Source organism: Streptomyces sp. NPDC014995, assembly GCF_043080745.1.
Lineage (GTDB): Bacteria > Actinomycetota > Actinomycetes > Streptomycetales > Streptomycetaceae > Streptomyces.
Genome location: NZ_JBIBVX010000006.1, coordinates 348,895 through 370,834, shown reverse-complemented (window position 1 = coordinate 370,834; position 21,940 = coordinate 348,895). Strand labels below are relative to the sequence as shown.

The window sequence follows — 21,940 nt, the reverse complement described above, 5'->3', positions numbered from 1 at the left end:
GTGACGTATCGGTAAGGGGCGAAGCCCGGCCCCACTGGTGACATCTCTGTCTTCACTGCGTACGCTCCTGAATATGGATATGCACACTGTGGTGGTGGGGACGTCCGGGGTCACCGCGTCCGACGTCCTCGCCGTGGCGCGCGGCGGCGCCCGGGTCGAGCTCTCCGAGGAGGCGTTGGCGGCCCTCGCCGCCGCCCGCGAGATCGTCGAAGCGCTGGCGGCCAAGCCCGACCCCGTCTACGGCGTCTCCACCGGTTTCGGCGCCCTCGCCACCCGGCACATCAGCCAGGAACTGCGCACCCAGCTCCAGCGCAACATCGTCCGCTCGCACGCCGCCGGCATGGGCCCGCGCGTCGAGCGGGAGGTCGTACGGGCCCTGATGTTCCTGCGGCTGAAGACCGTCTGCTCCGGGCACACCGGGGTGCGGCCCGAGGTCGCGCGGACCATGGCCGCCCTGCTGAACGCCGGCATCACCCCCGTCGTCCACGAGTACGGCTCCCTCGGCTGCTCCGGCGACCTGGCCCCGCTCTCCCACTGCGCCCTCACGCTCATGGGAGAGGGCGACGCCGAGGGCCCGGACGGCGTCGTACGGCCCGCCGGGGAACTGCTCGCCGCCCACGGGATCGCACCCGTCGAGCTGCGCGAGAAGGAGGGCCTCGCCCTCCTCAACGGCACCGACGGCATGCTCGGCATGCTGATCATGGCCCTGGACGACCTCGACACCCTCTACAAGTCCGCCGACGTCACGGCGGCGCTCTCGCTGGAGGCCCTCCTCGGCACCGACAAGGTGCTCGCGCCCGAACTGCACGCCATCCGCCCGCACCCCGGGCAGGAGGCCAGCGCCGCCAACATGCTGGCCGTCCTGAAGGGCTCCGGGCTGACCGGGCACCACCAGGACGACGCGCCCCGCGTCCAGGACGCCTACTCGGTGCGCTGCGCCCCGCAGGTCGCCGGCGCCGGACGGGACACCATGGCCCACGCCCGGCTGGTCGCCGAGCGGGAGCTGGCCTCGGCCATCGACAACCCCGTCGTGCTGCCCGGGGAAGGGCGGGTCGAGTCCAACGGGAACTTCCACGGCGCCCCGGTCGCCTACGTCCTCGACTTCCTCGCCATCGCCGCCGCCGACCTCGCCTCCATCGCCGAGCGCCGCACCGACCGGCTGCTGGACAAGAACCGCAGCCACGGGCTGCCGCCGTTCCTCGCGGACGACGCCGGGGTCGACTCCGGGCTGATGATCGCCCAGTACACCCAGGCCGCGCTGGTCAGCGAGTTGAAGCGGCTGGCCGTACCCGCCTCGGCGGACTCGATCCCGTCCTCCGCGATGCAGGAGGACCACGTGTCGATGGGCTGGTCCGCGGCGCGCAAGCTGCGCACGGCCGTCGACAACCTCACGCGCGTGCTCGCCGTCGAGCTGTACGCCGCCACGCGCGCCGTCGAACTGCGCGAGGGGCTGACCCCGGCGCCGGCCACCCGGGCGGTCATCGACGCCGTACGGGAGGCGGGGGTCCAGGGGCCCGGTCCCGACCGGTTCCTCGCCCCCGATCTCGCCGCGGCGGACGCCTTCGTGCGGGCGGGGCGGCTCGTCGCGGCCGTGGAGACGGTCACCGGGCCGCTGCGGTAGGAGCCCGGCGAGAAGACAGCGCGGGCCCTGCCGTCCACGGGTGACGGCAGGGCCCCGAAAAGTTCGCCGGACGGATTACTTGAGCTTGGCGACCTGCGCCTGGACCACGGCCGCCGGGATCTCGGCGGTCTCACCGGAGCCGAGCGCGGCGAAGTTCACCGTGTAGAACGTGGCGATGACGTTGCCCTTGCGCACCACCTCGGTGTGGAAGGTGGCCGTGCCCTCGCCGTCCATGTCGACGTCCTCGGCGAACGCGACCGACTCGTCACCCAGTCCGGAGCCCTTCGCCGGGGCGACCTTGGTGACCTTCGAGTCCTCGCCCCCAGTGGCGAGGCCGTACCCGCCGGAGCAGGCCGGCACGCCGTCGGAAACGGCCTTCATGGCCTTCTCGGCGCCGTCGCCGGCGTACGACGACAGGCCCACGAACGTCATGTCGACGTTGAAGGCGTCCGCGATGTCCTCCGGCTGCGCGGTGGCGGTCGACGCCTTGTCCTCCGCGACGGTGTTGCTGGCGTTGGCGTCCGTGTCGCCCGGGGCGAGAGCGGCCGTGGCCCAGGCGAGCGGGTCGCACGCCGCCTTGTCGGTCTTCACCTCGGTCTTGGACTTCGGGAGGGTGTCGTCGCCCGAGTCGACCTTGTAGCCCTTGACCTCGCCCTGGGTCAGCAGCAGCTTCTCCAACTCGGCGGCGGTCAGGGCGTTCGCGGCCGGAGCCGACGACGAGGAGGACGCACCGGAACCCGAACCGGAACCGTCGGATCCCTTGCTCTTCTTCGACCCGTCGCTCGAACAACCCGTGATGAGGGCGAGCGACAGAGCGCCCACGGCAGCCGTGGCGCACAGCCGCGCCCCCGATGATCTCTTCATGGGCGGACTATGAAGCTCTGGTCAAGTAAGCGTCAAGTCATTTCAAAAACCGAGGCGTTCCCGGCGAACGGAATAAACCACGAACCCCGCACCCAAAGCGAGCAAAGTGGTTCCACCCACCACGTACGGGGTGGTGTCGAAGCTTCCGGTGTCGGCGAGGCGAGTGCCGTCGCCGGTGCCGTCCCCGTCGGCGGCGGAGGTCGCGGTGGCGTCGGAGCTGATCGTGTTCGCGGCCCGCGCCTGGGCGGTGGCCTGCGGCGTCGCGGCCGTTCTCGCCGGGGCGTCCTGCGTCGCGTTGGCGTTCGGGACGAACCACAGGGCGCCCAGCAGGGTCCCCGCGGCGGTGGCGGTCAGCAACGGACGGCGAGCGGATGACACGGAATATCGATCCCCTTGTGGCGCTGGCGAATTGGCCGTGTGGTCCGATGCTAATGAAAGGCGCGGGTCGCGGGAAAGTTGAGGGAGCCGGGAGCCGTACGCTCCGGGCATGAGCACTGAAAAGACATCCCGATATGTCCGACTTCGCGTGGAGGTCGTCCTGGAGGTCGAGGACGCGGACGCCGTGACCGGGGCCGCCGTGCGGCGCATCGCGGCGGATCCCGGGACGCCGGAGGCCGAGCGGGCGCACGCCGAGAGCGCTGTGACCGAGGACACCGCCGAGGCGCTCGCCTATCTCGTCGATCCGTTCGACCTGGTCAGGGAGGTCCCGGGGGTTGAACTCCAGCAGGCCTCCTGGTCCAGCGAGCCCATTGACTACGACCCGGATTCGCCGGAGTGGGACCTCGACGAGGATGATGTCGACGAGGATGACGCGGCGGACGGCGAAGAGGACGCCCGCACGGGCGGCATCGGCTGAACGTCTTGGGGAATTCGTGACCCCGGGCGGCAACCGCCGCCCGGGGTTTCGTCGTCTCAAAGGACGCACTGACCGACACCGCACACGGGTCCCGGGCGGGTTCACCGCCCCTGTGGACGTGGTGTGGCCCACACATTCCAGGGATGTGGAACGGGACGAACCGGTCGTAGCGTTGATGTTCTTGACGGGGACTCTCGGGGTTTTGGGGAATCGGCAACGATGGAGAAGCGTGTGATGACGAACAGTAGGCGGCGCAGGGGTCTGAGGACCGCGTCCGCACTGCTCGGCGGTGTTCTGGTGCTCTCTGCGTGCTCCGGCGGCGACAGCAGCGCCTCCGACGGCGGCAAGGGCGGCTCCTCGCAGGCCAAGGCCGACGAGGCGGCGGCCGAGAAGGCGTCGGAGGCCCAGATCAAGATCACGCCCGCGGACGGCTCGGACAACGCCTCCATCAACAACTCGGCGGCCGTCACGGTGAGCAAGGGCACGCTCACCCAGGTGACGATGACCACCGCCGACGGCACCGCGGTGGAGGGCGAGCTCTCCGCCGACAAGACCAGCTGGAAGCCCAGCGTCCAGCTCGAGCGCTCCACCACCTACAAGCTCGCGGCGACCGCGAAGGACTCCGAGGGTCGCGAGGCCCACGAGAACGCGTCCTTCACCACGGTCTCGCCCGACAACAGCTTCATAGGCAACTTCACGCCGGAGGACGGCTCCACCGTCGGCGTGGGCATGCCGGTGTCGATCAACTTCAACAAGGAGATCACCAACAAGGCCGCCGTCCAGAAGGGCATCACGGTCAGCTCCAGCAGCGGCCAGGAGGTCGTCTGCCACTGGTTCAACACCCAGCGCATGGACTGCCGGCCCGAGGACTACTGGCAGGAGAACTCCACCGTCACGCTGAAGCTCGCGCTCGACGGCGTCGAGGGTGCCGAGGGTGTCTTCGGCGTCCAGCAGAAGACGGTCACCTTCAAGATCGGCCGCAACCAGGTCACCTACGTCGACGCGAAGACCAAGCAGATGAAGGTCACGCAGGACGGCAAGACGGTCCGGACCATCCCGATCTCCGCCGGCTCGCCCGACAACAAGACGTACGAGGGCCAGATGGTGATCTCCGAGAAGTTCAAGGAGACCCGGATGAACGGCGCGACGGTCGGCTTCACCGACGACGACGGCAAGGGCGAGTACGACATCAAGGACGTGCCGCACGCCATGCGCCTGACCACCTCCGGCACCTTCGTGCACGGCAACTACTGGGGCGCGAAGTCCATCTTCGGCTCGGTGAACACCAGCCACGGCTGCGTCGGCCTGTCCGACACCAAGGGCGCCGACGACCCGAGCACGCCGGGCGCCTGGTTCTACAACAACTCGATCGTCGGTGACGTCGTGGTCGTCCAGAACACCGGCGACAAGACCGTCAGCCCGGACAACGGCCTCAACGGCTGGAACATGGACTGGGCGCAGTGGAAGGCCGGTTCGGCCGTCTGACGCCCGGTCGACGCACAGCTTTCCGATGCCGCCCCCAGGGGCGGCATCGGTGTTTCCGGAGCCGGGCACAGGCTTCTCATCCATCTTTTATGCCAGCCTTATCGCTTCATCACGGTCCGTACCTAGCTTGCGGCGCATGTTCTTCACCTACCTGAGGCGCGAACTGCGCCGCCGCAGAAAGGCGGCCCTCGTCGTCGCCTCCGGCCTCGCGCTGGGCATCGCGCTGGTCATCGTGGTCACGTCCGTGTCCTCCGGCATGGGGAAGGCCCAGGACAAGGTCCTTCAGTCCCTGTACGGCCTGGGCACGGACATGACGGTCACCAAGGCCGCCTCGCCCACCGCGAACCCCTCCGAGCGGCCGCGCTTCCAGTTCGACGCGCAGGACAACGGCTCCGACGAGGAGCAGAGCAGCGACCGCGTCATGGTCCAGGGCTTCCAGACCCTGGCGGCCTCGACCGTCACCCGGGTCGGCAAGCAGGACGGCGTCGCGGACGCGGTCGGCGGACTGAGCCTCCAGGTCATCAAGGTCAGCGGCCAGTTCACCCGCGGCCAGTTCCAGCAGGACGGCAACGGCGGCAGCGGCGCAGGCCAGCCGGGCGGTCAGGGCGGCACCGGCGGTCAGCCGCAGGGCGAAGTGCAGGGCGGCGGGGCCAACTTCGACGTCAACAACTACTCCGTCTACGGCACCGACGTCACCGAGCCCGCGCTCGGCCCGCTGACCTCCTCCAAGATCACCAGCGGCCGTACGTTCACGTCGACGGAGACCAATGCCAAGGTCGCCGTCGTCGACTCGGCGTACGCCAAGGAGAAGAAGCTCGAGGTCGGCTCCACCGTCACCATCAAGAACGTCGAGTTCGACGTGATCGGCATCGCCACCGCCGACAGCGGCGACTCCGCCGCCAACGTCTACATCCCGCTGACCCAGGCCCAGACCCTCAGCGACTCGAAGAACAAGGTCACCACGATCTACGTCACGGCGACCGACTCCCAGAAGATCGACAGCGTCAAGTCCGCGATCCAGAAGAACGTCTCGGGTACGACGGTGACGACCTCCGCGGACCTCGCGGACACGGTCTCCGGCTCCCTGGCCACGGCGTCCTCCCTCGCCACCAGCGTCGGCACGTGGCTGTCCATCGCGGTGCTGATCGCCGCGTTCCTGGTGGCCGGGCTGCTGACCTCGTCGGCGGTGTCACGGCGCGTGCGGGAGTTCGGGACGCTGAAGGCGCTCGGCTGGAACTCCGGGAGGGTCACCCGGCAGGTCGTCGGGGAGGCCATGGTCAACGGGCTGCTGGGCGGCGTGCTGGGGATCGCGGTCGGACTGGCGGGAGCGTACGCGGTGACGGCGATCAGCCCCACGCTTCAGGCGCAGCTGGGCGGTGGCGGCGCCGGCAGTGGCGGCCCCGGGGGCGGCGGGGGCTTCGGTGGCCCCGGGCGGCAGGCGGCGGCGAGGACGCTCGACGTCGCGCTCACCGCGCCCGTGAGTGTCACGACCGTGGCGATCGCCGTGGCGCTCGCGGTGGCCGGTGGGCTGATCGCGGGGGCGTTCGGTGGCTGGCGGGCGTCCCGGCTGCGGCCGGCCGACGCACTGCGGCGCGTCGAGTAGCCGGCGTCCGCAACCCCAACCCCCTCATCCCACCCAGGAGCTGACCCCATGTACGAACTCAGAGGCGTCACCAAGCGCTACACCCGCGGCAAGGAGACCGTCCACGCCCTCGACGGTGTCGATCTGACCATCCCGGACGGCGACCGGCTCGTCATCCAGGGGCCCACCGGCGGTGGCAAGTCGACGCTGCTCCAGATGCTCGGCGCGCTCGACCGGCCCAGCGCGGGCGAGGTCGTCCTCGACGGTGTCGATCTGGCCGAACTGTCGGAGGCCAGGCTGACGAAGGTGCGCAGTGAGAACATCGGCTTCGTCTTCCAGTCGTTCAACCTCATCCCGACGCTCACCGCGCAGGAGAACGTCGAGACCGCCCTCGTCCCCCTCGGCGTGAAGCCCGGGGAGCGGCGCGAGCGGGCCGCCGAGGCGCTCAGGTCGGTCGGGCTCGGCGAGCGGCTCGGGCACCTGCCCGGTGAGATGTCCGGCGGACAGCAGCAGCGCGTGGCCATCGCCCGCGCCCTGGTGAAGCGGCCGAAGGTGCTGCTCGCCGACGAGCCCACCGGCAACCTCGACGAGTCCATGCGCGACGAGATCATGGACGTGCTCGAGACGCTGTGGAAGGAGCACGGGCTCACCTTCATCATGGTCACCCACGACTCGTCGATCGCGAAGAAGGCCCCCCGCCTGGCGACCCTTCGCAAGGGCAGGATCTCGGTGCAGGAGAACGCCGCCACCTGACGTCCCCGTGACGTGTCCGTCTCCGCGCCCCCCGGCATACTTCCTGTTCCGGGGGGTTCGCGGTGTGTGTGTGCGTGCGTTCGGGCGGGCGGGCGGCGTGCGTGCGGGCGGGCGCGTGGGCTCTGGCTCTGGCTCCGCGAAGGTCTCCTCGCAGCGGTCCGGTCCGGTCCGGTCCGGTCCGGTCCCGGCCCGGTCCCGGCCTCGATGAGGACGCGGCCGGGCCGACGCGTGTCAGGCGGCCAGTGCGCGCAGCGCCTCGCCGAGCGCCGCGACGCCTTCGGCGATGACGCCGGCCGGGGTGGCCGCGTAGCCGAGGACCAGGCCGGGGCGGCCGGGCAGTTGGCGGTGCCAGGACAGGGGCTGCACCTTCACGCCCCGGGCCAGCGCGGCGGCGGCCAGCTCGGTGTCCGGGACGTCCGGGGCGTAGGTGACGGTGAGGTGCAGGCCGGCCGCGGCGCCGTGCACCACCGCGCCCGGCAGATGGCCGGCGAGGGCGTGGATCATCGCGTCGCGGCGGCGCCGGTGGCGGCCGCGCAGCAGCCGTAGCTGCCGTTCCAGGCCGCCGGACTCCATCAGCCGGGCCAGGACCAGCTGCGGCAGTACGGCATTGCCCAGGTCGGTGAAGCGTTTCGCGGCGACCAGCGCGTCCCGGTGGCGGCGCGGCGGCACCATCCAGCCGATCCGCAGCGCGGGCGCGAGCAGCTTGGACACGCTGCCCAGGTAGCAGACCCGGTCGTCGAGGAGGCCGCGCAGAGCGGGCACCGGGGGCCGGTCGTAGCGGTGTTCGGCGTCGTAGTCGTCCTCGACGATCAGGCCGCCGTCCGCCGCCCAGCGCAGCAGCTCCCGGCGGCGCTCACCGCTCGTCACCACGCCGACGGGGAACTGGTGGGCGGGCGTGAGCAGCACCGCCCGGGCGCCGGTGGCACGCAGCGCGTCCACGCGTACGCCGTCGTCGTCCACCGGCACCGGCGGGGTGGCCAGGCCCCCGTACTCCAGGTGCTGGCGGGTGCCGAGCGAGCCGGGGTCCTCGACGGCGACGGCGTCGATGCCGTCCGCCGCCAGCACCGGGTGCAGCAGGGTCAGCGCCTGTGCGGTGCCCGCGACGACGAGCACCTCGTCCGGCTCCACCCGGATCCCGCGCCCGCGCGCCAGCCAGCCGGCGACGGCGCGGCGCAGCTCCGGGGCGCCGCGCGGGTCTCCGTAGCCGAGGTGCTCGGCGGCCAGCCCGGTGAGCACGGCGCGTTCCGCGCGCAGCCAGGCCGAGCGGGGGAAGGCGGTGAGGTCGGGCCGGCCGGGTGTGAAGTCGATGCGGGACGGGGCGGCCCGCAGCGCGTCGAAGACGTCGGGGCCCGGTGCGCCGACGAACAGCGAGTCCGGCGCTGCGCGTTCCGGGGCGATCGGGGCCGGGGGCCGGGACGACGGCGGGGCGGGGGAGACCGCCACCACCACCGTCCCGCCGCGTCGGCGCCCCTCCACGTGGCCGTCCTCCGTCAGCCGCCGGTACGCCTCGGCGACCACCCCGCGGGAGACGCGCAGCTCGGCGGCGAGCACCCGGGTCGGCGGGAGCCTGCTGCCCACGGTGAGCCGGCCGTCGGCCATCGCCCGGCGCAACTGGCGCACCAGCCAGTCCGCCTTGCCGCCGGGCGGCGCGTGGCCGGCGTCGAGCTGGAGGAAGTCGGAGCCGTGGGCCGGGGGCCCGTCGTCCCTGTCGTATGCCGCCGGGGTCTCGGTCGTGGGGTCCGTTCCCGTTCCGTGGTCCCGCTCGGTCACCCCGCCCATGCTGCCACGGGTCACCCCGGCTGCCGTTCCCCGGCCGGGACCGGGTCGGGGAAGAGGAACTCGGGTGCGGTGGCGGTGAGGACGGCCATCGCGGGACCGGCTGCGGGAGCACGGGCCGTGGTGGCGGCGGCTGTGGTGGCGTCGGCCCGCGTGGGACCGGCGGTGGTGGTTACGTCGGCCCGTGTGGGACCGGCCGTGGTGGCGTCGGCCCGTGTGGGACCGGTCGGTGTGGAACCGGCCGGTGTGGGACCGGCCGGCGTCGGGTCGGTCGGCCAGTGCGCGGCCAGCTCCTGCGCGAGGGTCTTCAGCAGTTCCGGTACGGCCTCCGCACCGCCGTCGTGCAGGGCCTCCACCACCACGAGGATCCTGCCGGTGTGCTCGCCGACCGCGGAGTGGCCGCTCTGCCGGTTGGTCCAGCGCCGGGCATGGGACCGCCCGGCCGAGTCCGCGAAGATCACCTCGCCGGGCGCTGGATGCTCGATGCCGCCGCCGAACGTCGTGTACCGCTCGTCGCCGCGGGCGTGGCGCACCTCCAGCAGCGGCCCGGCGATACGGTCGGCGTCGAGGGCCGCCACCGGGATCGCGTAGGCCGCCGAGACGGCGTTGCACAGGTCGACCACCGGATGGATGCGCGGCAGGCTCCCCTCCTTGCGCAGCCGCCTCAGCAGCGACTCGGAGGCGCACCGGTACTGCGTCGGCCGGAGCCCCATCCGGGCGAACGCCCGCCGCCAGGCCAGCACTTCGGGGAACCCGCTCTCGGTGCCGCCGGCCAGCCGGTCCAGCGCGCGCGAGGTGTACTCGGCGACGCTCGGGCCGACGTCGGCCGTGGCGTCGACACCGGTGGCGTACAGGGCGCCGGCGGTGAGGCCGGGGTGGTCGCGGCGGACGGCGTCCGCGTGCCGGAAACGCATGCTCACGCCACCGCCAGCCGCGCGCTCAGGCCCACGAAGCAGGCGGCGAACACCCCGCGCAGGCCGGTCATCACCCGCGGCCGGGCCAGCAGACGGTCGCGCACGGCGGCGGCGCACAGACCGTACGCGGCGAAGACGACGAAGGTCAGCGCCATGAAGACGACCCCGAGCAGCAGCATCGCGCCCACCGGCCCGGAACCGTCGGCGGCGCCGGAACCGCCGGCCGGGACGAACTGCGGCAGGAACGCGACGAAGAAGATCGTCAGCTTCGGGTTGAGCAGGTTGACCAGCACCGCGGAGCCGATCACCCGGGCAGCCGGCCGAGGCGCGTCCCCGTCCACCACCAGCGCCCCCTTGTCGCGCACCACGGCCCACGCCATGTACAGCAGATAGCCGACCCCGAGGTACTTCACCGTCTCGTAGGCGACCGCGCTGGTGTGCAGCAGCGCGGCGAGACCGGTGATCGTCGCCGCCAGGTGCGGCACGATGCCGAGGGTGCAGCCGAACGCGGCGACCACGCTCGCCCGGCGTCCGTGGGACAGCCCGGCGGCGAGGGTGTACACCACCCCGGTGCCGGGGGTGACCGCCATGACCAGCGCGGTCAGCAGGAACGCGATGCTCAAGGGGTCCTCCGCAAGGTTCGCGAGGTTGACCTCCGCAAGGTTGGTCTCCGCAAGGTTCGCAAGGTTGATCTCCGCATGGTTGACCTCCGGGAGGTTCGGGGTCCCTTCACCCTGCCGGGGCCATGGCCCGACCGACAGGGCCAAACCCGGCTGCCTCGGCTGGTCCAAAACGGCGGCGAGTGACTGTCGGCGAGAGCCTCTCGCGCAGCGCCCTTCAGGAGATGGGCCACTACAGGCCCACGTCCCGGTGCCCGGCGAGGGCTCCGCCGTGCCCACCCTGTACGAGTGGGCGGGCGGCGCCGAGGCCTTCTCCCGCCTGGCGGAGGCCTTCTACGCCAAGGTGCTGGAGGGCGGCCTCCTGGCCCCGGTCTTCGCGGGCCTGGTCCCCGAGCACGTCGAGCACGTCGCCCTCTGGCCGGTGGAGGTCTTCGGCGGCCCCGCGGCCTGCTCCGCGACCCAGGGCGGCCACGGCCACATGGTCGCCAGGCACGTGGGCCGGGGCATCACCGAGCCCCATCGCCGCCGCTGGGTGAACCTCGTCCAGGACGCGGCGGACGAGGCCGGTCCGCCCACGGACGCGGAGTTCCGCTCGGCCTTCCTCGCCTACGTCGAGTGGGGCACCCGCCTCGCCGTGCACTTCTCGGGCCCGGACGCGAAGCCGCCGACGGATCAGGCGGTGCCGAAGTGGGGGTGGGGGGTGATGCCGCCGTGTCGGGGGTGAGGGTCCGGGCGATCCAGCGGCTGCTTCGTCGTCGGCGAGCGGCTGGTCGATCCAGCCCGTCCGGCGATCGAGGACGAGGCTCCTTCAGGGCCGGCAGCAGGTCCCGGGGCCGGCAGCGGCGGTCTGGACCGACGGGCGGGGTCCGGGGGCGGCAGCAGTCCGGGGGCGGCAGCAGAGGCCCGGGGCGGGCGACGGGGGCCCGGGGCAGCGGCAGCCCCCGGCCGAGGCGGCCCGCACCCGCACGGGCACCGATGTCAAACGGACGGCGCCTGACTCCCCGCCCCCGCGCGCGTCGCGTCGGCCCCCCAGCTCGCCAGCAGCCGCAGCGCCTCCGCCGAGGGCGAGCCCGGCTCCGCGTGGTACACCACCATCGACTGCTCACCGTCGTCCGCCAGCCTGAACCCCTCGAAGTTCAGGGAGAGTTCCCCCACCAGCGGATGCCTCAGCCGCTTCACCCCGTGGCTCTTCTCCTTGACGTCGTGGGTCGCCCACAGCCGCCGGAAGTCCTCGCTCTTCACCGACAACTCGCCCACCAGCGCCGACAGGCGGGGGTCGTCCGGGTAGCACCCGGCGTCCATGCGCAGCACGCACACGATGTCGATCGCCTTCTGCTCCCAGTCGACGAACAGCTCGCGGTACTCGGGCCGCAGGAACACCATCCGGGCCCAGTTCCGCTCGGCGGCCGGCAGCTCGGCCCAGTCCCCGAACACGGCCGCGGCCATCCGGTTCCACGCGAGGATCTCCGTGCGCCGCCCCCCGATGTAGGCGGGCACCCCGTCCATCTGGTCCAGGAGCTGCCGCAGCGAGGCCCGCGCCTGCTGCGACCGTGCCGCCTGCTTCTTCTTGTGCTTCGGCTTCGCCAGGTGGGTGAGATGGGCGTGCTCGGCGTCGGTCAGCCGCAGCGCACGCGCGATGGAGTCCAGCACCTCCGCCGACACGTTCCGCCCGTTGCCCTGCTCCAGGCGCGTGTAGTACGCCACCGACACCCCGGCCAGCTGCGCCAGCTCCTCGCGCCGCAGCCCCGGCACCCGGCGGTGCCGCCCGAAGTCCGGCAGCCCCACGTCCTCCGGCTTGAGCCGGGCCCGCCGGGTGCGCAGGAACTCGCTGAGCTCGGCACGCCGGTCCAGGCCCCCGCCGGGCTGCGGTACGGCTTCGGGCTGTTCGTCCATGCGTCCAGTATTCACGGTCGTACGCACGCGATCCTGACCCCGCCAGTGGTAGGCACGGGGGACGTAGGCACAGGTGAGGTCTGGGTGACGGCCGGGCGGTACGGCACGCTGGGCCACATGCCCGGTCCGAAGGCAGACCGGGCGTACGACCTGCTAGGAGATCCCAGCATGACCACTGGCACGACCACCGTCGCCGCATACGCCGCACCGTCCGCCAAGGCTCCGCTGGAGCGCACGACCATCGAGCGCCGAGAGGTCCGCGAGTTCGACGTCCTGATCGACATCAGGTTCGCCGGAATCTGCCACTCCGACATCCACCAGGCCAGGGAGGGCTGGGGTGAGGCGATCTTCCCGATGGTGCCCGGCCACGAGATAGCGGGCGTCGTCTCGCAGGTCGGACCGGGGGTGACGAAGTTCGCCGTCGGTGACCGCGTGGGCGTCGGCTGCCTGGTCGACTCCTGCCGGGAGTGCGACAACTGCGAGGCCGGCCTGGAGCAGTACTGCACCGGCGGCAGCGTCGGCACGTACAACGCCCTCGACAAGAACGGCGAGCCCACCTACGGCGGCTACTCGGAGAAGATCGTCGTCGACGAGAACTACGTCGTCCGCATCCCCGACGGGCTCTCGCTCGACGTGGCCGCCCCGCTGCTCTGCGCCGGCATCACCACGTACTCCCCCCTGAAGCACTGGAACGCCGGACCCGGCAAGAAGGTCGCGATCCTCGGCATGGGCGGCCTCGGCCACATGGGCGTGAAGATCGCCCACGCGCTCGGCGCCGAGGTGACGGTCCTGTCCCAGTCGCTGCGCAAGAAGGACGACGGCCTGAAGCTGGGCGCCGACCACTACTACGCCACCAGCGACCCGGAGACCTTCAAGGAACTGGCCGGCACCTTCGACCTGATCCTGTCCACCGTCTCCGCCCCGCTGAACCTGGACGCCTACCTGTCCCTGCTGAGGACGGACGGCGCCTTCGTGAACGTCGGCGCGCCCGAGGAGCCGGTCGCCCTCAACCTGTTCTCGGTGATCGGCGGCCGCAAGACCCTCGCCGGCTCCGGCATCGGCGGCATCCGCGAGACCCAGGAGATGCTGGACTTCTGCGCCGAGCACGGCTTCGGCGCGGAGATCGAGCTGATCAGCGCGTCCGAGATCAACGAGGCGTACGAGCGGGTGCTCAACAGTGATGTGCGGTACCGGTTCGTGATCGACACGGCCACGATCTGACGCCTTCGCCGTCTTCCCGGGAGGGCCCCCGGCGCGCCGCCGGGGGCCCTCCCGCGTCCGGCAGGAAGTAAGGCAAGCCTTACTTCCTGCCGGAGTATCTTGGGGACGAGGAGGGTTTCGAGATGACCGTCCAGCTGAACCACACCATCGTCGCCGCGCACGACAGGCGGGCTTCGGCCCGCTTCCTCGCCGACATCCTGGGACTCAGGGTGAGCCCGCCGTTCGGCCCGTTCGTCCCGGTCGAGTTCCCCAACGGGGTGACCCTCGACTTCATGAACACGCCGGGGGAGATCACCCCGCAGCACTACGCGTTCCTGGTCTCCGAGGACGACTTCGACACGATCTTCGACCGCGTCCGCGCGGCGGGGCTGACGTACTGGGCCGACCCGTTCCACCACCACCGCGACGAGATCAACCACAACGACGGCGGCCGCGGCGTGTACTTCGACGACCCCAACGGCCACCGCCTGGAAATCCTGACCCGGCCCTACGGAAGCGGTCACGGCTGACGGCTCCCGCCCTGCCGCCTACCGGGCGTCGAAGGACTCGCCGTCCCGGTAGGACCGTACGAGGACTCCACCGCCCGGCGCGGGGCGTACCGAGTGGGCGCGCCCCGCGCCGGCGACACCGGCGCGCCCGTCACCCGTGACCCGTACGACGGTGTTCTCGTCGACGGCGACCCCGTGGGCGAGCCGCCCGTCCCCGACGACCGCGACCAGCCGTGCCAACGTCCCCCACTGCGCGCCGTGCACATCCACCCCGAACGGCACCAGTCCCAGCCCCGGCCGCACCTCGACCTCCTCCAGGTCCTCCGCGGTGTCCGGCGGACACACCGCGACCCCGTCCGCCAGCCACCCCCCGACCACGGCGTCCCGCGCCGCGACCGCCGCCCCGGCGGAGAAACCGGCGTACGGCAGCCCGCGCTCGGCGAGCAGCGCGGGCAGCGCCTCACGGCAGCCTGCGAACGCCTCCTGGTAAGCCGGCGTCAGCCCACCGCAGACCAGCACCCCGTCCACGTCGGCCGACAACGCCCCGACCTCGAACGACTCCCCGACCGGCAACAGCAGCGGTACGGGCGTACAGTCCCCGGCCTTCCGCAACACCGCGTCGTACCGCGCGAACTGCTGGACACCGTCGCCCTCGTCGACGAGCACACACAGGATGCGGGGCGAAGCGACGGAGGCGGCCCGGAGGAACGGGCCGTGGACGGCTTCGGTGACGGCGGGATCCCAACCGCCCCCTATCAGGAACACCTCACTGCTGCCGGTACTGCTCTTCACGCGCGTTACCCCCTGCTCGGTCGAACTGCTCGGGTCAGTAACTCATGAACGGGGCTGTCGGCCGGGGCATTTTCCGCGCCGCCCGGTATCGGGGCACAGCCACTCGCGGTCACACAGCAGCAGGTGATCCGCCGAGGCCGGCGGGAACGCGCGCCGACACGACACCGATCGGACAGGCCCCGCCCCTCCCCCCGGTACCGCAGTACCCCGCCCGGCTCTTGTCGAGGTACTGCCGGTGCCCGTGGTCAATCGCGTGATGGGACCCCGGCCGCGTAGGCGAGGAGGCGCGCGAAGCGCAGCCAGGGGAACAGGTACGAGTTCAGCGGCGTGTAGCCCGGACGGACAAGGCTGCGGATGCCGTGGACGGTGTCGGCCAATTCCCTCGATGCCGGGCCGTCGGTGCGGCCGAGGGACGTGAGGTACGACGAGGCGCAGGCGTCGAGCCGCGCGCGCAGGTCGGCGAGCTGTCGTACCCGGGCATCGGGGGAGAGCGTCTCGTCGGGGTGGGGGAAGCGCTGGAACGCGGAGTGTCGGTTCGCCACGGCGGCGATCAACCCAGCCGGGAGGGCGCCGCCGCACTCGGCCAGCGGGGACCACGAAGAGCGGCGGTGTCGCGGGCCCGCGGAGTGCGCCGGCCTTCCGCCTTCTCCATCCGGCGGCGGGCAGCGAAGGCGTCCACCGCCTCCAGGTGAACCGCTCGGCTCTCCTCCAACACGTCCAGCGCGCGCAGCAGGGCCGCGGGATCCCTGCGCAGATCGGGAGCGGGGCACGCCGTCGCGGCGAGATACGCCCAGGTCGCGTTGAAACCGAGCGGGCAGTAGTCCCCAACGGCACACCGGAGTGCCGTGTGCCGTCGGGAGAGCGGCAACCGCTCGTCACGCACTCTGCGCGCGTACGTTCCGAAGCCCACCCGGTGACGTCAGCCTTCGGCCTTCGCGACACCGATCGGGCAGGAGACGCCGGTCCCGCCCACGCCGCAGTACCCGCCCGGGTTCTTGTCGAGATACTGCTGGTGGTATGCCTCCGCCGGATAGAACGTCCGGTCTGCCGCCGGCAGGATCTCCGTCGTGATCGTGCCGTGGCCCGAGTCCGTGAGGACCTTCTGGTAGGCCTCGCGGGAGGATTCGGCGGTGGCCGCCTGGGCGGGGGAGTGGGTGTAGATCGCCGAGCGGTACTGGGTGCCGACGTCGTTGCCCTGGCGGAAGCCCTGGGTGGGGTCGTGGGACTCCCAGAACGTCTTCAGGAGGGTCTCGTACGAGATCACCTTCGGGTCGAAGACCACGCGGACGACCTCCGTGTGGCCGGTCAGGCCCGAGCAGACCTCCTCGTACATGGGGTTCTCGGTGTGGCCGCCCTGGTAGCCGACCAGCGTCGTCCACACGCCCGCGGGAAGCTGCCAGAACTTGCGCTCCGCGCCCCAGAAGCAGCCCAGGCCGAAGTCGGCGGTCTCCAGGCCCTCGGGGTAGGGGCCGAGGAGCGGGTTGCCGAGGACCGTGTGGCGGTCGGGGACGGAGAACGCCGGCTCCGGGCGGCCCCGCAGAGCCTGCTCGGGCGTCGGGAGCTGGGGCGTACGGCTGTGCAGGAACATGCGGTCTCCAATCGGGGGTCCGCACACCTCAACGTGTGCGGACCTCGGTGCATTCCGGCCCGGTCTCAGTGCGGGAGCGTCGCCGGGCTGCCGCCGTTCGCCTCGTAGCCCGCCACCGCCAGCGCCCGGTACACCGCGAACTCCGCCGCCGGGTCCGGGGACAGCGTCCAGGGCAGCGCGCCCACGTGGCCGTCGACGTGTATCAGCTGGTTCATCGCCTCCGACCAGCGCTCGGCGCGCACCAGGAAGAAGACGAGCAGATGGCGTACGTGCGCCAGCATCGGGTCGTCGGGGCGGGCGGCGTGCACGGCGTAGAGCGCGCCGTGGATCGCCTTCGTCACCACCTCGCTCTGGTAGAAGCCGCTGACCAGGTTCACCTCGGGGAGGTGCTCGAACACCGCGAACAGGGGCATCGCCGCGAGGAGCGAGCCCTGGGGCGCGCGCGCCGCCGCGGCCTCGGCGAACGACTTCGCCGTCTCGCGCGAGCCGTGCCACTTCTCGCACCAGTAGTGCAGGGCCGCCAGATGCGCCCCCATGTGCGCCGGAGCCCGGTCCAGGATCTTCAGCCAGAGCTGGTCGAACTCCGCCTGCGAGTAGTTCAGGCCGCGGGCCACCGACAGTTCGACGATGTACGGGATCGGGTCACCGGGGGCGAGCAGCGCCGCCTGGCCGCAGGCGTCCTTCGCCTCCTCCATGATGATCCGGAAGTCGTCCGTGCCCGGCGTCGACGTCCGCCACGCCTGCTGCACCAGGAACTCGGCGTGCACCGCGGCGCCGCCCGCGTCCTTGGGCGCCTCCGTCCGCCACACCCGCAGCCACTGCCCGCCGGGCGGGTCGCCGACCCCGCCCGGCCGCTGCTTGAGCTCCAGCGCCGCGGCGCCCGCGAAGGCCTGCACGCGCTGCCAGCGCAGCTCGCCCTCCGTCTCCGTACCGGCCAGCAGCTGCTGCGCCGCCCGGTAGTCCTGGGTGCGCTGCACCACGTCGAGGACGTCCAGCAGGTCCTTGTCGGGGCCGGGCATGCGGATGTCCAGCTCCTCCGTCTGCACGAAGCCGTAGTTCGCCGGGTCCGCGGCGTCCGGGTGGCCCGCCGGGACCTGCTCGATCACGCCGCGCCGGCGACGCAGGAACGGCAACAGCACGAAGCCGAACATGACCAGCGCCATCAGGACCCACAGAATCTCCATGTCTCAAGGGTTCCAGACGCCGACGACAATTGGCCAACCCCCTCCGCCCGACCTGTGGAAAACCGCCCGGGACGGCCTCGTGGGCGCCCGCGGCGCCCAGCGCCCGGCGACCCGCCGGCCCGCACCTCGTCCTCCGGCGCACTACGCTCGGTGCCCATGAGCGACAGGCACATCAGTCAGCACTTCGAGACCCTCGCGATCCACGCGGGCAACACCGCCGATCCCCTCACCGGCGCGGTCGTCCCGCCGATCTACCAGGTCTCGACCTACAAGCAGGACGGCGTCGGCGGTCTGCGGGGCGGCTACGAGTACAGCCGTAGCGCCAACCCGACCAGGACCGCCCTGGAGGAGAACCTGGCCGCCCTGGAGGGCGGCGTCCGGGGTCTCGCGTTCGCTTCCGGACTGGCGGCGGAGGACTGCCTGTTGCGTACGCTGCTCAGCCCCGGCGACCACGTGGTCATCCCGAACGACGCGTACGGCGGCACGTTCCGGCTGTTCGCGAAGGTCGTCTCGCGGTGGGGCGTGGAGTGGTCGGTCGCCGACACCGGCGATGCGGCCGCCGTACGCGCCGCGATCACCCCGAAGACCAAGGTGGTGTGGGTGGAGACCCCCTCCAACCCGCTCCTCGGCATCACCGACATCGCCGCCGTCGCCCAGGTCGCCGGGGACGCGGGCGCCCGGCTCGTCGTGGACAACACCTTCGCCACCCCGTACCTGCAGCAGCCGCTGGCGCTCGGCGCCGACATCGTCGTGCACTCGCTGACCAAGTACATGGGCGGTCACTCGGACGTCGTCGGCGGCGCGCTGATCGTGGGCGACCGGGAGCTCGGCGAGGAGCTGGCGTACCACCAGAACGCGATGGGCGCCGTGGCCGGGCCCTTCGACTCCTGGCTGGTGCTGCGCGGCACGAAGACGCTGTCGGTGCGCATGGACCGGCACAGCGAGAACGCCACGAAGGTCGCCGACATGCTGACCCGTCACGCGCGCGTGACGGACGTGCTGTACCCGGGCCTGCCGGACCACCCCGGTCACGAGGTCGCCGCCAAGCAGATGCGGGCGTTCGGCGGCATGGTCTCGTTCCGGGTCGCGGGCGGCGAGCAGGCGGCTGTCGAGGTGTGCAACCGCGCCAAGGTGTTCACCCTCGGCGAGTCCCTCGGTGGTGTCGAGTCCCTGATCGAGCACCCCGGACGCATGACGCACGCGTCGGCGGCCGGTTCGGCCCTGGAGGTCCCGGGCGACCTGGTGCGTCTCTCCGTGGGCATCGAGAACGTCGACGACCTGCTGGAGGACCTACAGCAGGCCCTCGGCTAGACCGTGTCCTCCGGATCGGCCCGACCCGGGGCTGCGGCGCCCGGCCGACGCCGGAGCCCGGTCCCCGCGCGGACCCGGGTCACCAGTCGGTGAGGGGTGGGGTCGTCTCCGACGGCGGCTCCACCCACGGCTGGGCCGTCACGGCCCACACGGCGAACGCCACGACGCCCGCGCACAGCAGCAGCCACAGCAGACGCCGCACGACCGTCCGCCGCCGCAGCATGCGGCTGCCACGGCGTACGACGTCCGCGTGCAGCTCGGGCGGCACCCGCGGCACCGCCCGCTCCATGATCTGCCGCACGGCGGCCTCCCGCTCGGTCCGGTTCACCTGGACCTCCCCTGGGCGCAGGTCCACGTCGGCGCACCGCCGCGGCCCCTGGGCGCTCCGCTGCCTTCGGCCGGCCGGCCCGGGGCCCGGTGGGCCGCGCGGGGGTCCCGCCTCACGACGCCGCCGGCTCGGCGCCCACCACCGCTGCCGTCCGCCCGCGCGGGGGATGCAGCAGGGTCGCTGTCGCGCGGTCGCAGATGGTGTGGACGCGTTCCGGTGGGAGGCCGAGCAGCGCCGCCACCTGCTCCTCGGCCACGCCCTCGTGGAGCCTGAGGACCAGGACGAGGCGTTCCCGGGCGGTGAGCAGGGCGAGCGCGCCGGTGGGGTGGGGACGGGCGCGGGCGAGGCTGCCGCCGTACTCGCGCCACGCCCGGTGGGCGAAGCGGGTGGCGAGGTCTCGGCGGGTCCAGTCGTAGGGGTCCTCGCCGCGCAGTCGGTCCCAGCACGCGTACGTGTGCGCGAGGGCCAGTGTCAGCAGGCGTCGCGCGCGCGGGTTGTCGTCCGGTGCCTCCGAGGTGAGCAGGGTGGCGGTGTGCAGCAGCCGGCCGCCCGCGCCGGCGACGAACGCCTCGAACTCCCGGGCCCGGCGGGCACTCCGGGCCGCATGCCGTGCTCGCACCGCGCGCCTCCCGCCTGCCGGCGACCCCCTGGGAACGGATCCCGGCCGCACGCGGCGAACGGGGACCCGGTCTCATATGAGGCCAGGGCCGGGCCGTCGGTCAAGAGTCGCGCACGTGCGGGATGCGCGCTCCGCGCGCGGGGCGTCAGGACGCCGGGGCGGGCTCCGCGCCGGGGACGCCCTGGGCGGCCATCCGGGCGGACAGCGCGCTGTTGAAGCGCGTGAGGAGCGTGCAGAACGCCACGCGCTCCTCCGGCGCCCAGTCGTGTGTCAGCTCGGCCATCAACTGACGCCGGGAGGAGCGCACTTCCTCCAGACGCGACATCCCGCGCGGGGAGAGCTGGAGCACCACGGCCCGCCCGTCCTCGGGGTGCGAGGTGCGCTTGACCAGGCCGGTGTCGACGAGGGGAGCCACCTGCCGGGTGACGGTCGACGAGTCGATGCCCATGCTCGCGGCGAGCGCCTTGACGCCCATGGGGCCTTCCTTGTCGAGACGGTTGAGCAGCAGGTACGCGGCGCGGTCCATGGAGTTGCGCACCTGCCCGACGCCGCCGAGCCGGGTCTGTTCGGCACGGCGCGCGAAGACGGCGACCTCGTGCTGCAGCGTGTCCAGAAGACCGGTGTCAGCGACGGTCGTCATGTCCATCGACATTTCAGGTGTTGTGGGCATGGCCGGGGGCTCGCTTCATGAAAGGGGTGCTGGGTTGGGGGACAGGGTACGCGGCCGGAAGGCGGGTCGTACCGGGGCTGCGGAAACCAGTCTCGGTGGTTGGTCACAGCGGTCGTTCCCGCCTGTGAACTGCGATGCTTGTGTCATGAGCTATGGCACGGCTGACTCCTTGCGGCCCGTCACCCTCGACGACGTGCGCGGCGCCCAGAAGATGCTGTCGGGCGTGGCGCGGGTGACCGCGATGGAGGGCAGCAGGCACCTGTCCCAGCTCGTCGGGGCGCCGGTGCACTTCAAGTGCGAGAACCTCCAGCGGACGGGTTCGTTCAAGCTGCGCGGCGCGTATGTGCGGATCGCCGGACTGCTGCCGGAGGAGCGGGCCGCGGGGGTCGTCGCCGCGAGCGCCGGCAACCACGCGCAGGGCGTCGCGCTGGCGTCCTCGCTGCTGGGCGTGGGCTCGACGGTGTTCATGCCGAAGGGTGCCCCGCTGCCGAAGATCAGCGCGACCCGGGAGTACGGCGCCGAGGTACGCCTGCACGGGCAGGTGGTCGACGAGACGCTGGCCGCGGCGCAGGAGTACGCGGCCGGGACCGGCGCGGTGTTCATCCACCCCTTCGACCACCCGGACGTCATCGCGGGGCAGGGCACGGTCGGCCTGGAGATCCTGGAGCAGTGCCCGGAGGTGCGCACGATCGTCGTCGGGATCGGCGGCGGGGGTCTGGCCGCGGGCATCGCGGTCGCGGTGAAGGCGCTGCGGCCGGACGTGCGGATCGTCGGTGTGCAGGCGGAGGGGGCGGCGGCGTACCCGCCCTCGCTGGCGGCCGGGCGTCCGGTGGCGGTGGAGAACCCGGCGACGATGGCCGACGGCATCAGGGTCGGCCGGCCCGGTGACGTGCCGTTCGGGATCGTCGGCGACCTGGTGGACGAGGTGCGCACGGTGTCGGAGGACGAGCTGTCCACCGCGCTGCTGCTGTGCCTGGAGCGGGCGAAGCTGGTCGTCGAGCCGGCCGGGGCGAGCCCGGTCGCGGCGCTGCTGAGCGAGCCCGGCGCCTTCGAGGGCCCGGTCGTCGCGGTGCTCTCCGGTGGCAACGTCGACCCGGTGCTGATGCAGCGCGTGCTGCGGCACGGCATGGCCGCCCAGGGCCGTTACCTGGCCGTGCGACTGCGCCTGACGGACCGCCCGGGCGCCCTGGCGACACTCCTCGGGGTGTTGTCGGTGGTCGACGCCAACGTCCTCGACGTGAGCCACGTACGGACCGACCCCCGGCTCGGGCTCGCGGAGGCGGAGGTCGAGCTGCACCTGGAGACGAAGGGGCCGGCGCACTGCGTCGAGGTCGGCCAGGCCCTGCGCGAGGCCGGTTACCGGGTCATCGGCTGA

23 protein-coding genes and 1 pseudogene are annotated in these 21,940 nt (G+C 72.3%); 10 read left to right on the top strand and 14 right to left on the bottom strand.

What is annotated here, in order from left to right; all coding sequences use genetic code 11:
- Window positions 1–79: 79 nt before the first annotated feature.
- A complete protein-coding gene (hutH, locus tag ACF1A1_RS15320) occupies window positions 80–1,621 on the top strand; it encodes a histidine ammonia-lyase (protein ID WP_392000202.1) in 1,542 nt (513 codons plus the stop codon).
- 75 nt (window positions 1,622–1,696) lie between these two features.
- On the opposite strand, the gene ACF1A1_RS15315 is transcribed toward hutH, so the two are convergent.
- Window positions 1,697–2,485, bottom strand: a complete 789-nt coding sequence (locus ACF1A1_RS15315) for a hypothetical protein (protein ID WP_392000094.1) — start codon at window positions 2,483–2,485, stop codon at window positions 1,697–1,699.
- Window positions 2,486–2,527: 42 nt separating this feature from the next.
- Entirely contained in the window at window positions 2,528–2,863 is a 336-nt protein-coding gene (locus ACF1A1_RS15310; RefSeq protein ID WP_392000093.1) for an LPXTG cell wall anchor domain-containing protein, read from the bottom strand.
- Between the two features lie 109 nt (window positions 2,864–2,972).
- Between ACF1A1_RS15310 and ACF1A1_RS15305 the strand changes: the two genes are divergently transcribed.
- The 4 genes from ACF1A1_RS15305 (at window position 2,973) to ACF1A1_RS15290 (ending at window position 7,161) form a co-directional block, all read left to right on the top strand.
- Complete coding sequence (locus ACF1A1_RS15305; protein WP_392000092.1) at window positions 2,973–3,341, top strand: hypothetical protein; 369 nt, start codon at window positions 2,973–2,975, stop codon at window positions 3,339–3,341.
- A gap of 234 nt (window positions 3,342–3,575) precedes the next feature.
- The gene (locus ACF1A1_RS15300) at window positions 3,576–4,826 is read left to right on the top strand and encodes an Ig-like domain-containing protein (protein ID WP_392000090.1); all 1,251 of its coding nucleotides are present in this window, start codon (window positions 3,576–3,578) and stop codon (window positions 4,824–4,826) included.
- 136 nt (window positions 4,827–4,962) lie between these two features.
- Window positions 4,963–6,429, top strand: a complete 1,467-nt coding sequence (locus ACF1A1_RS15295) for an ABC transporter permease (RefSeq protein ID WP_392000089.1) — start codon at window positions 4,963–4,965, stop codon at window positions 6,427–6,429.
- Between the two features lie 48 nt (window positions 6,430–6,477).
- Complete coding sequence (locus ACF1A1_RS15290) at window positions 6,478–7,161, top strand: ABC transporter ATP-binding protein (RefSeq protein ID WP_392000088.1); 684 nt, start codon at window positions 6,478–6,480, stop codon at window positions 7,159–7,161.
- Between the two features lie 231 nt (window positions 7,162–7,392).
- On the opposite strand, the gene ACF1A1_RS15285 is transcribed toward ACF1A1_RS15290, so the two are convergent.
- Genes ACF1A1_RS15285 through ACF1A1_RS15275 form a run of 3 tightly spaced genes read right to left on the bottom strand, consistent with a single transcriptional unit; the run spans window position 7,393 to window position 10,474 of the window.
- Window positions 7,393–8,940 carry a PLP-dependent aminotransferase family protein gene (locus ACF1A1_RS15285; RefSeq protein WP_392000200.1) on the bottom strand — a complete coding sequence of 516 codons (1,548 nt, stop codon included), beginning with the start codon at window positions 8,938–8,940 and terminating at the stop codon, window positions 7,393–7,395.
- A gap of 11 nt (window positions 8,941–8,951) precedes the next feature.
- Complete coding sequence (locus ACF1A1_RS15280) at window positions 8,952–9,851, bottom strand: B3/4 domain-containing protein (RefSeq protein ID WP_392000086.1); 900 nt, start codon at window positions 9,849–9,851, stop codon at window positions 8,952–8,954.
- Window positions 9,852–9,853: 2 nt separating this feature from the next.
- Window positions 9,854–10,474, bottom strand: a complete 621-nt coding sequence (locus ACF1A1_RS15275; protein ID WP_392000084.1) for a LysE family translocator — start codon at window positions 10,472–10,474, stop codon at window positions 9,854–9,856.
- 212 nt (window positions 10,475–10,686) lie between these two features.
- On the opposite strand from ACF1A1_RS15275, the pseudogene ACF1A1_RS15270 reads away from it, so the two are divergent.
- Window positions 10,687–11,195: pseudogene (locus tag ACF1A1_RS15270) on the top strand (group II truncated hemoglobin); the annotation flags it as partial.
- A gap of 254 nt (window positions 11,196–11,449) precedes the next feature.
- On the opposite strand, the gene ACF1A1_RS15265 reads toward ACF1A1_RS15270, so the two are convergent.
- The gene (locus ACF1A1_RS15265) at window positions 11,450–12,364 is read right to left on the bottom strand and encodes a helix-turn-helix domain-containing protein (RefSeq protein WP_392000082.1); all 915 of its coding nucleotides are present in this window, start codon (window positions 12,362–12,364) and stop codon (window positions 11,450–11,452) included.
- 168 nt (window positions 12,365–12,532) lie between these two features.
- Between ACF1A1_RS15265 and ACF1A1_RS15260 the strand changes: the two genes are divergently transcribed.
- Complete coding sequence (locus ACF1A1_RS15260; protein WP_392000081.1) at window positions 12,533–13,585, top strand: NAD(P)-dependent alcohol dehydrogenase; 1,053 nt, start codon at window positions 12,533–12,535, stop codon at window positions 13,583–13,585.
- Between the two features lie 122 nt (window positions 13,586–13,707).
- The gene (locus ACF1A1_RS15255; protein ID WP_392000079.1) at window positions 13,708–14,094 is read left to right on the top strand and encodes a VOC family protein; all 387 of its coding nucleotides are present in this window, start codon (window positions 13,708–13,710) and stop codon (window positions 14,092–14,094) included.
- An 18-nt stretch (window positions 14,095–14,112) separates the two neighbouring features.
- On the opposite strand, the gene ACF1A1_RS15250 is transcribed toward ACF1A1_RS15255, so the two are convergent.
- The 5 genes from ACF1A1_RS15250 to ACF1A1_RS15230 all read right to left on the bottom strand — a co-directional run bounded on the left by ACF1A1_RS15250 (window position 14,113) and on the right by ACF1A1_RS15230 (window position 17,637).
- Window positions 14,113–14,865, bottom strand: a complete 753-nt coding sequence (locus ACF1A1_RS15250) for a hypothetical protein (RefSeq protein WP_392000078.1) — start codon at window positions 14,863–14,865, stop codon at window positions 14,113–14,115.
- A 245-nt stretch (window positions 14,866–15,110) separates the two neighbouring features.
- A complete protein-coding gene (locus ACF1A1_RS15245; RefSeq protein WP_392000076.1) occupies window positions 15,111–15,407 on the bottom strand; it encodes a hypothetical protein in 297 nt (98 codons plus the stop codon).
- A gap of 8 nt (window positions 15,408–15,415) precedes the next feature.
- Entirely contained in the window at window positions 15,416–15,775 is a 360-nt protein-coding gene (locus ACF1A1_RS15240; protein WP_392000075.1) for a hypothetical protein, read from the bottom strand.
- 9 nt (window positions 15,776–15,784) lie between these two features.
- A complete protein-coding gene (msrA, locus tag ACF1A1_RS15235) occupies window positions 15,785–16,453 on the bottom strand; it encodes a peptide-methionine (S)-S-oxide reductase MsrA (RefSeq protein WP_392000073.1) in 669 nt (222 codons plus the stop codon).
- Window positions 16,454–16,518: 65 nt separating this feature from the next.
- Window positions 16,519–17,637: a hypothetical protein gene (locus ACF1A1_RS15230; RefSeq protein ID WP_392000071.1), complete on the bottom strand. Its 1,119-nt coding sequence runs from the start codon at window positions 17,635–17,637 to the stop codon at window positions 16,519–16,521.
- Window positions 17,638–17,793: 156 nt separating this feature from the next.
- On the opposite strand from ACF1A1_RS15230, the gene ACF1A1_RS15225 reads away from it, so the two are divergent.
- Window positions 17,794–18,948, top strand: coding sequence for a cystathionine gamma-synthase (locus ACF1A1_RS15225; protein WP_392000069.1), 1,155 nt, complete (start codon window positions 17,794–17,796; stop codon window positions 18,946–18,948).
- A gap of 79 nt (window positions 18,949–19,027) precedes the next feature.
- Here the strand turns inward: ACF1A1_RS15225 and ACF1A1_RS15220 are convergent, their stop codons facing one another.
- The 3 genes from ACF1A1_RS15220 to ACF1A1_RS15210 form a co-directional block, all read right to left on the bottom strand.
- Window positions 19,028–19,276: a hypothetical protein gene (locus ACF1A1_RS15220; RefSeq protein ID WP_392000067.1), complete on the bottom strand. Its 249-nt coding sequence runs from the start codon at window positions 19,274–19,276 to the stop codon at window positions 19,028–19,030.
- A gap of 112 nt (window positions 19,277–19,388) precedes the next feature.
- Complete coding sequence (locus ACF1A1_RS15215) at window positions 19,389–19,895, bottom strand: sigma factor-like helix-turn-helix DNA-binding protein (RefSeq protein ID WP_392000065.1); 507 nt, start codon at window positions 19,893–19,895, stop codon at window positions 19,389–19,391.
- Between the two features lie 145 nt (window positions 19,896–20,040).
- Complete coding sequence (locus ACF1A1_RS15210) at window positions 20,041–20,547, bottom strand: MarR family winged helix-turn-helix transcriptional regulator (RefSeq protein WP_392000063.1); 507 nt, start codon at window positions 20,545–20,547, stop codon at window positions 20,041–20,043.
- A 163-nt stretch (window positions 20,548–20,710) separates the two neighbouring features.
- Between ACF1A1_RS15210 and ilvA the strand changes: the two genes are divergently transcribed.
- Complete coding sequence (gene ilvA / locus ACF1A1_RS15205; protein ID WP_392000061.1) at window positions 20,711–21,940, top strand: threonine ammonia-lyase; 1,230 nt, start codon at window positions 20,711–20,713, stop codon at window positions 21,938–21,940.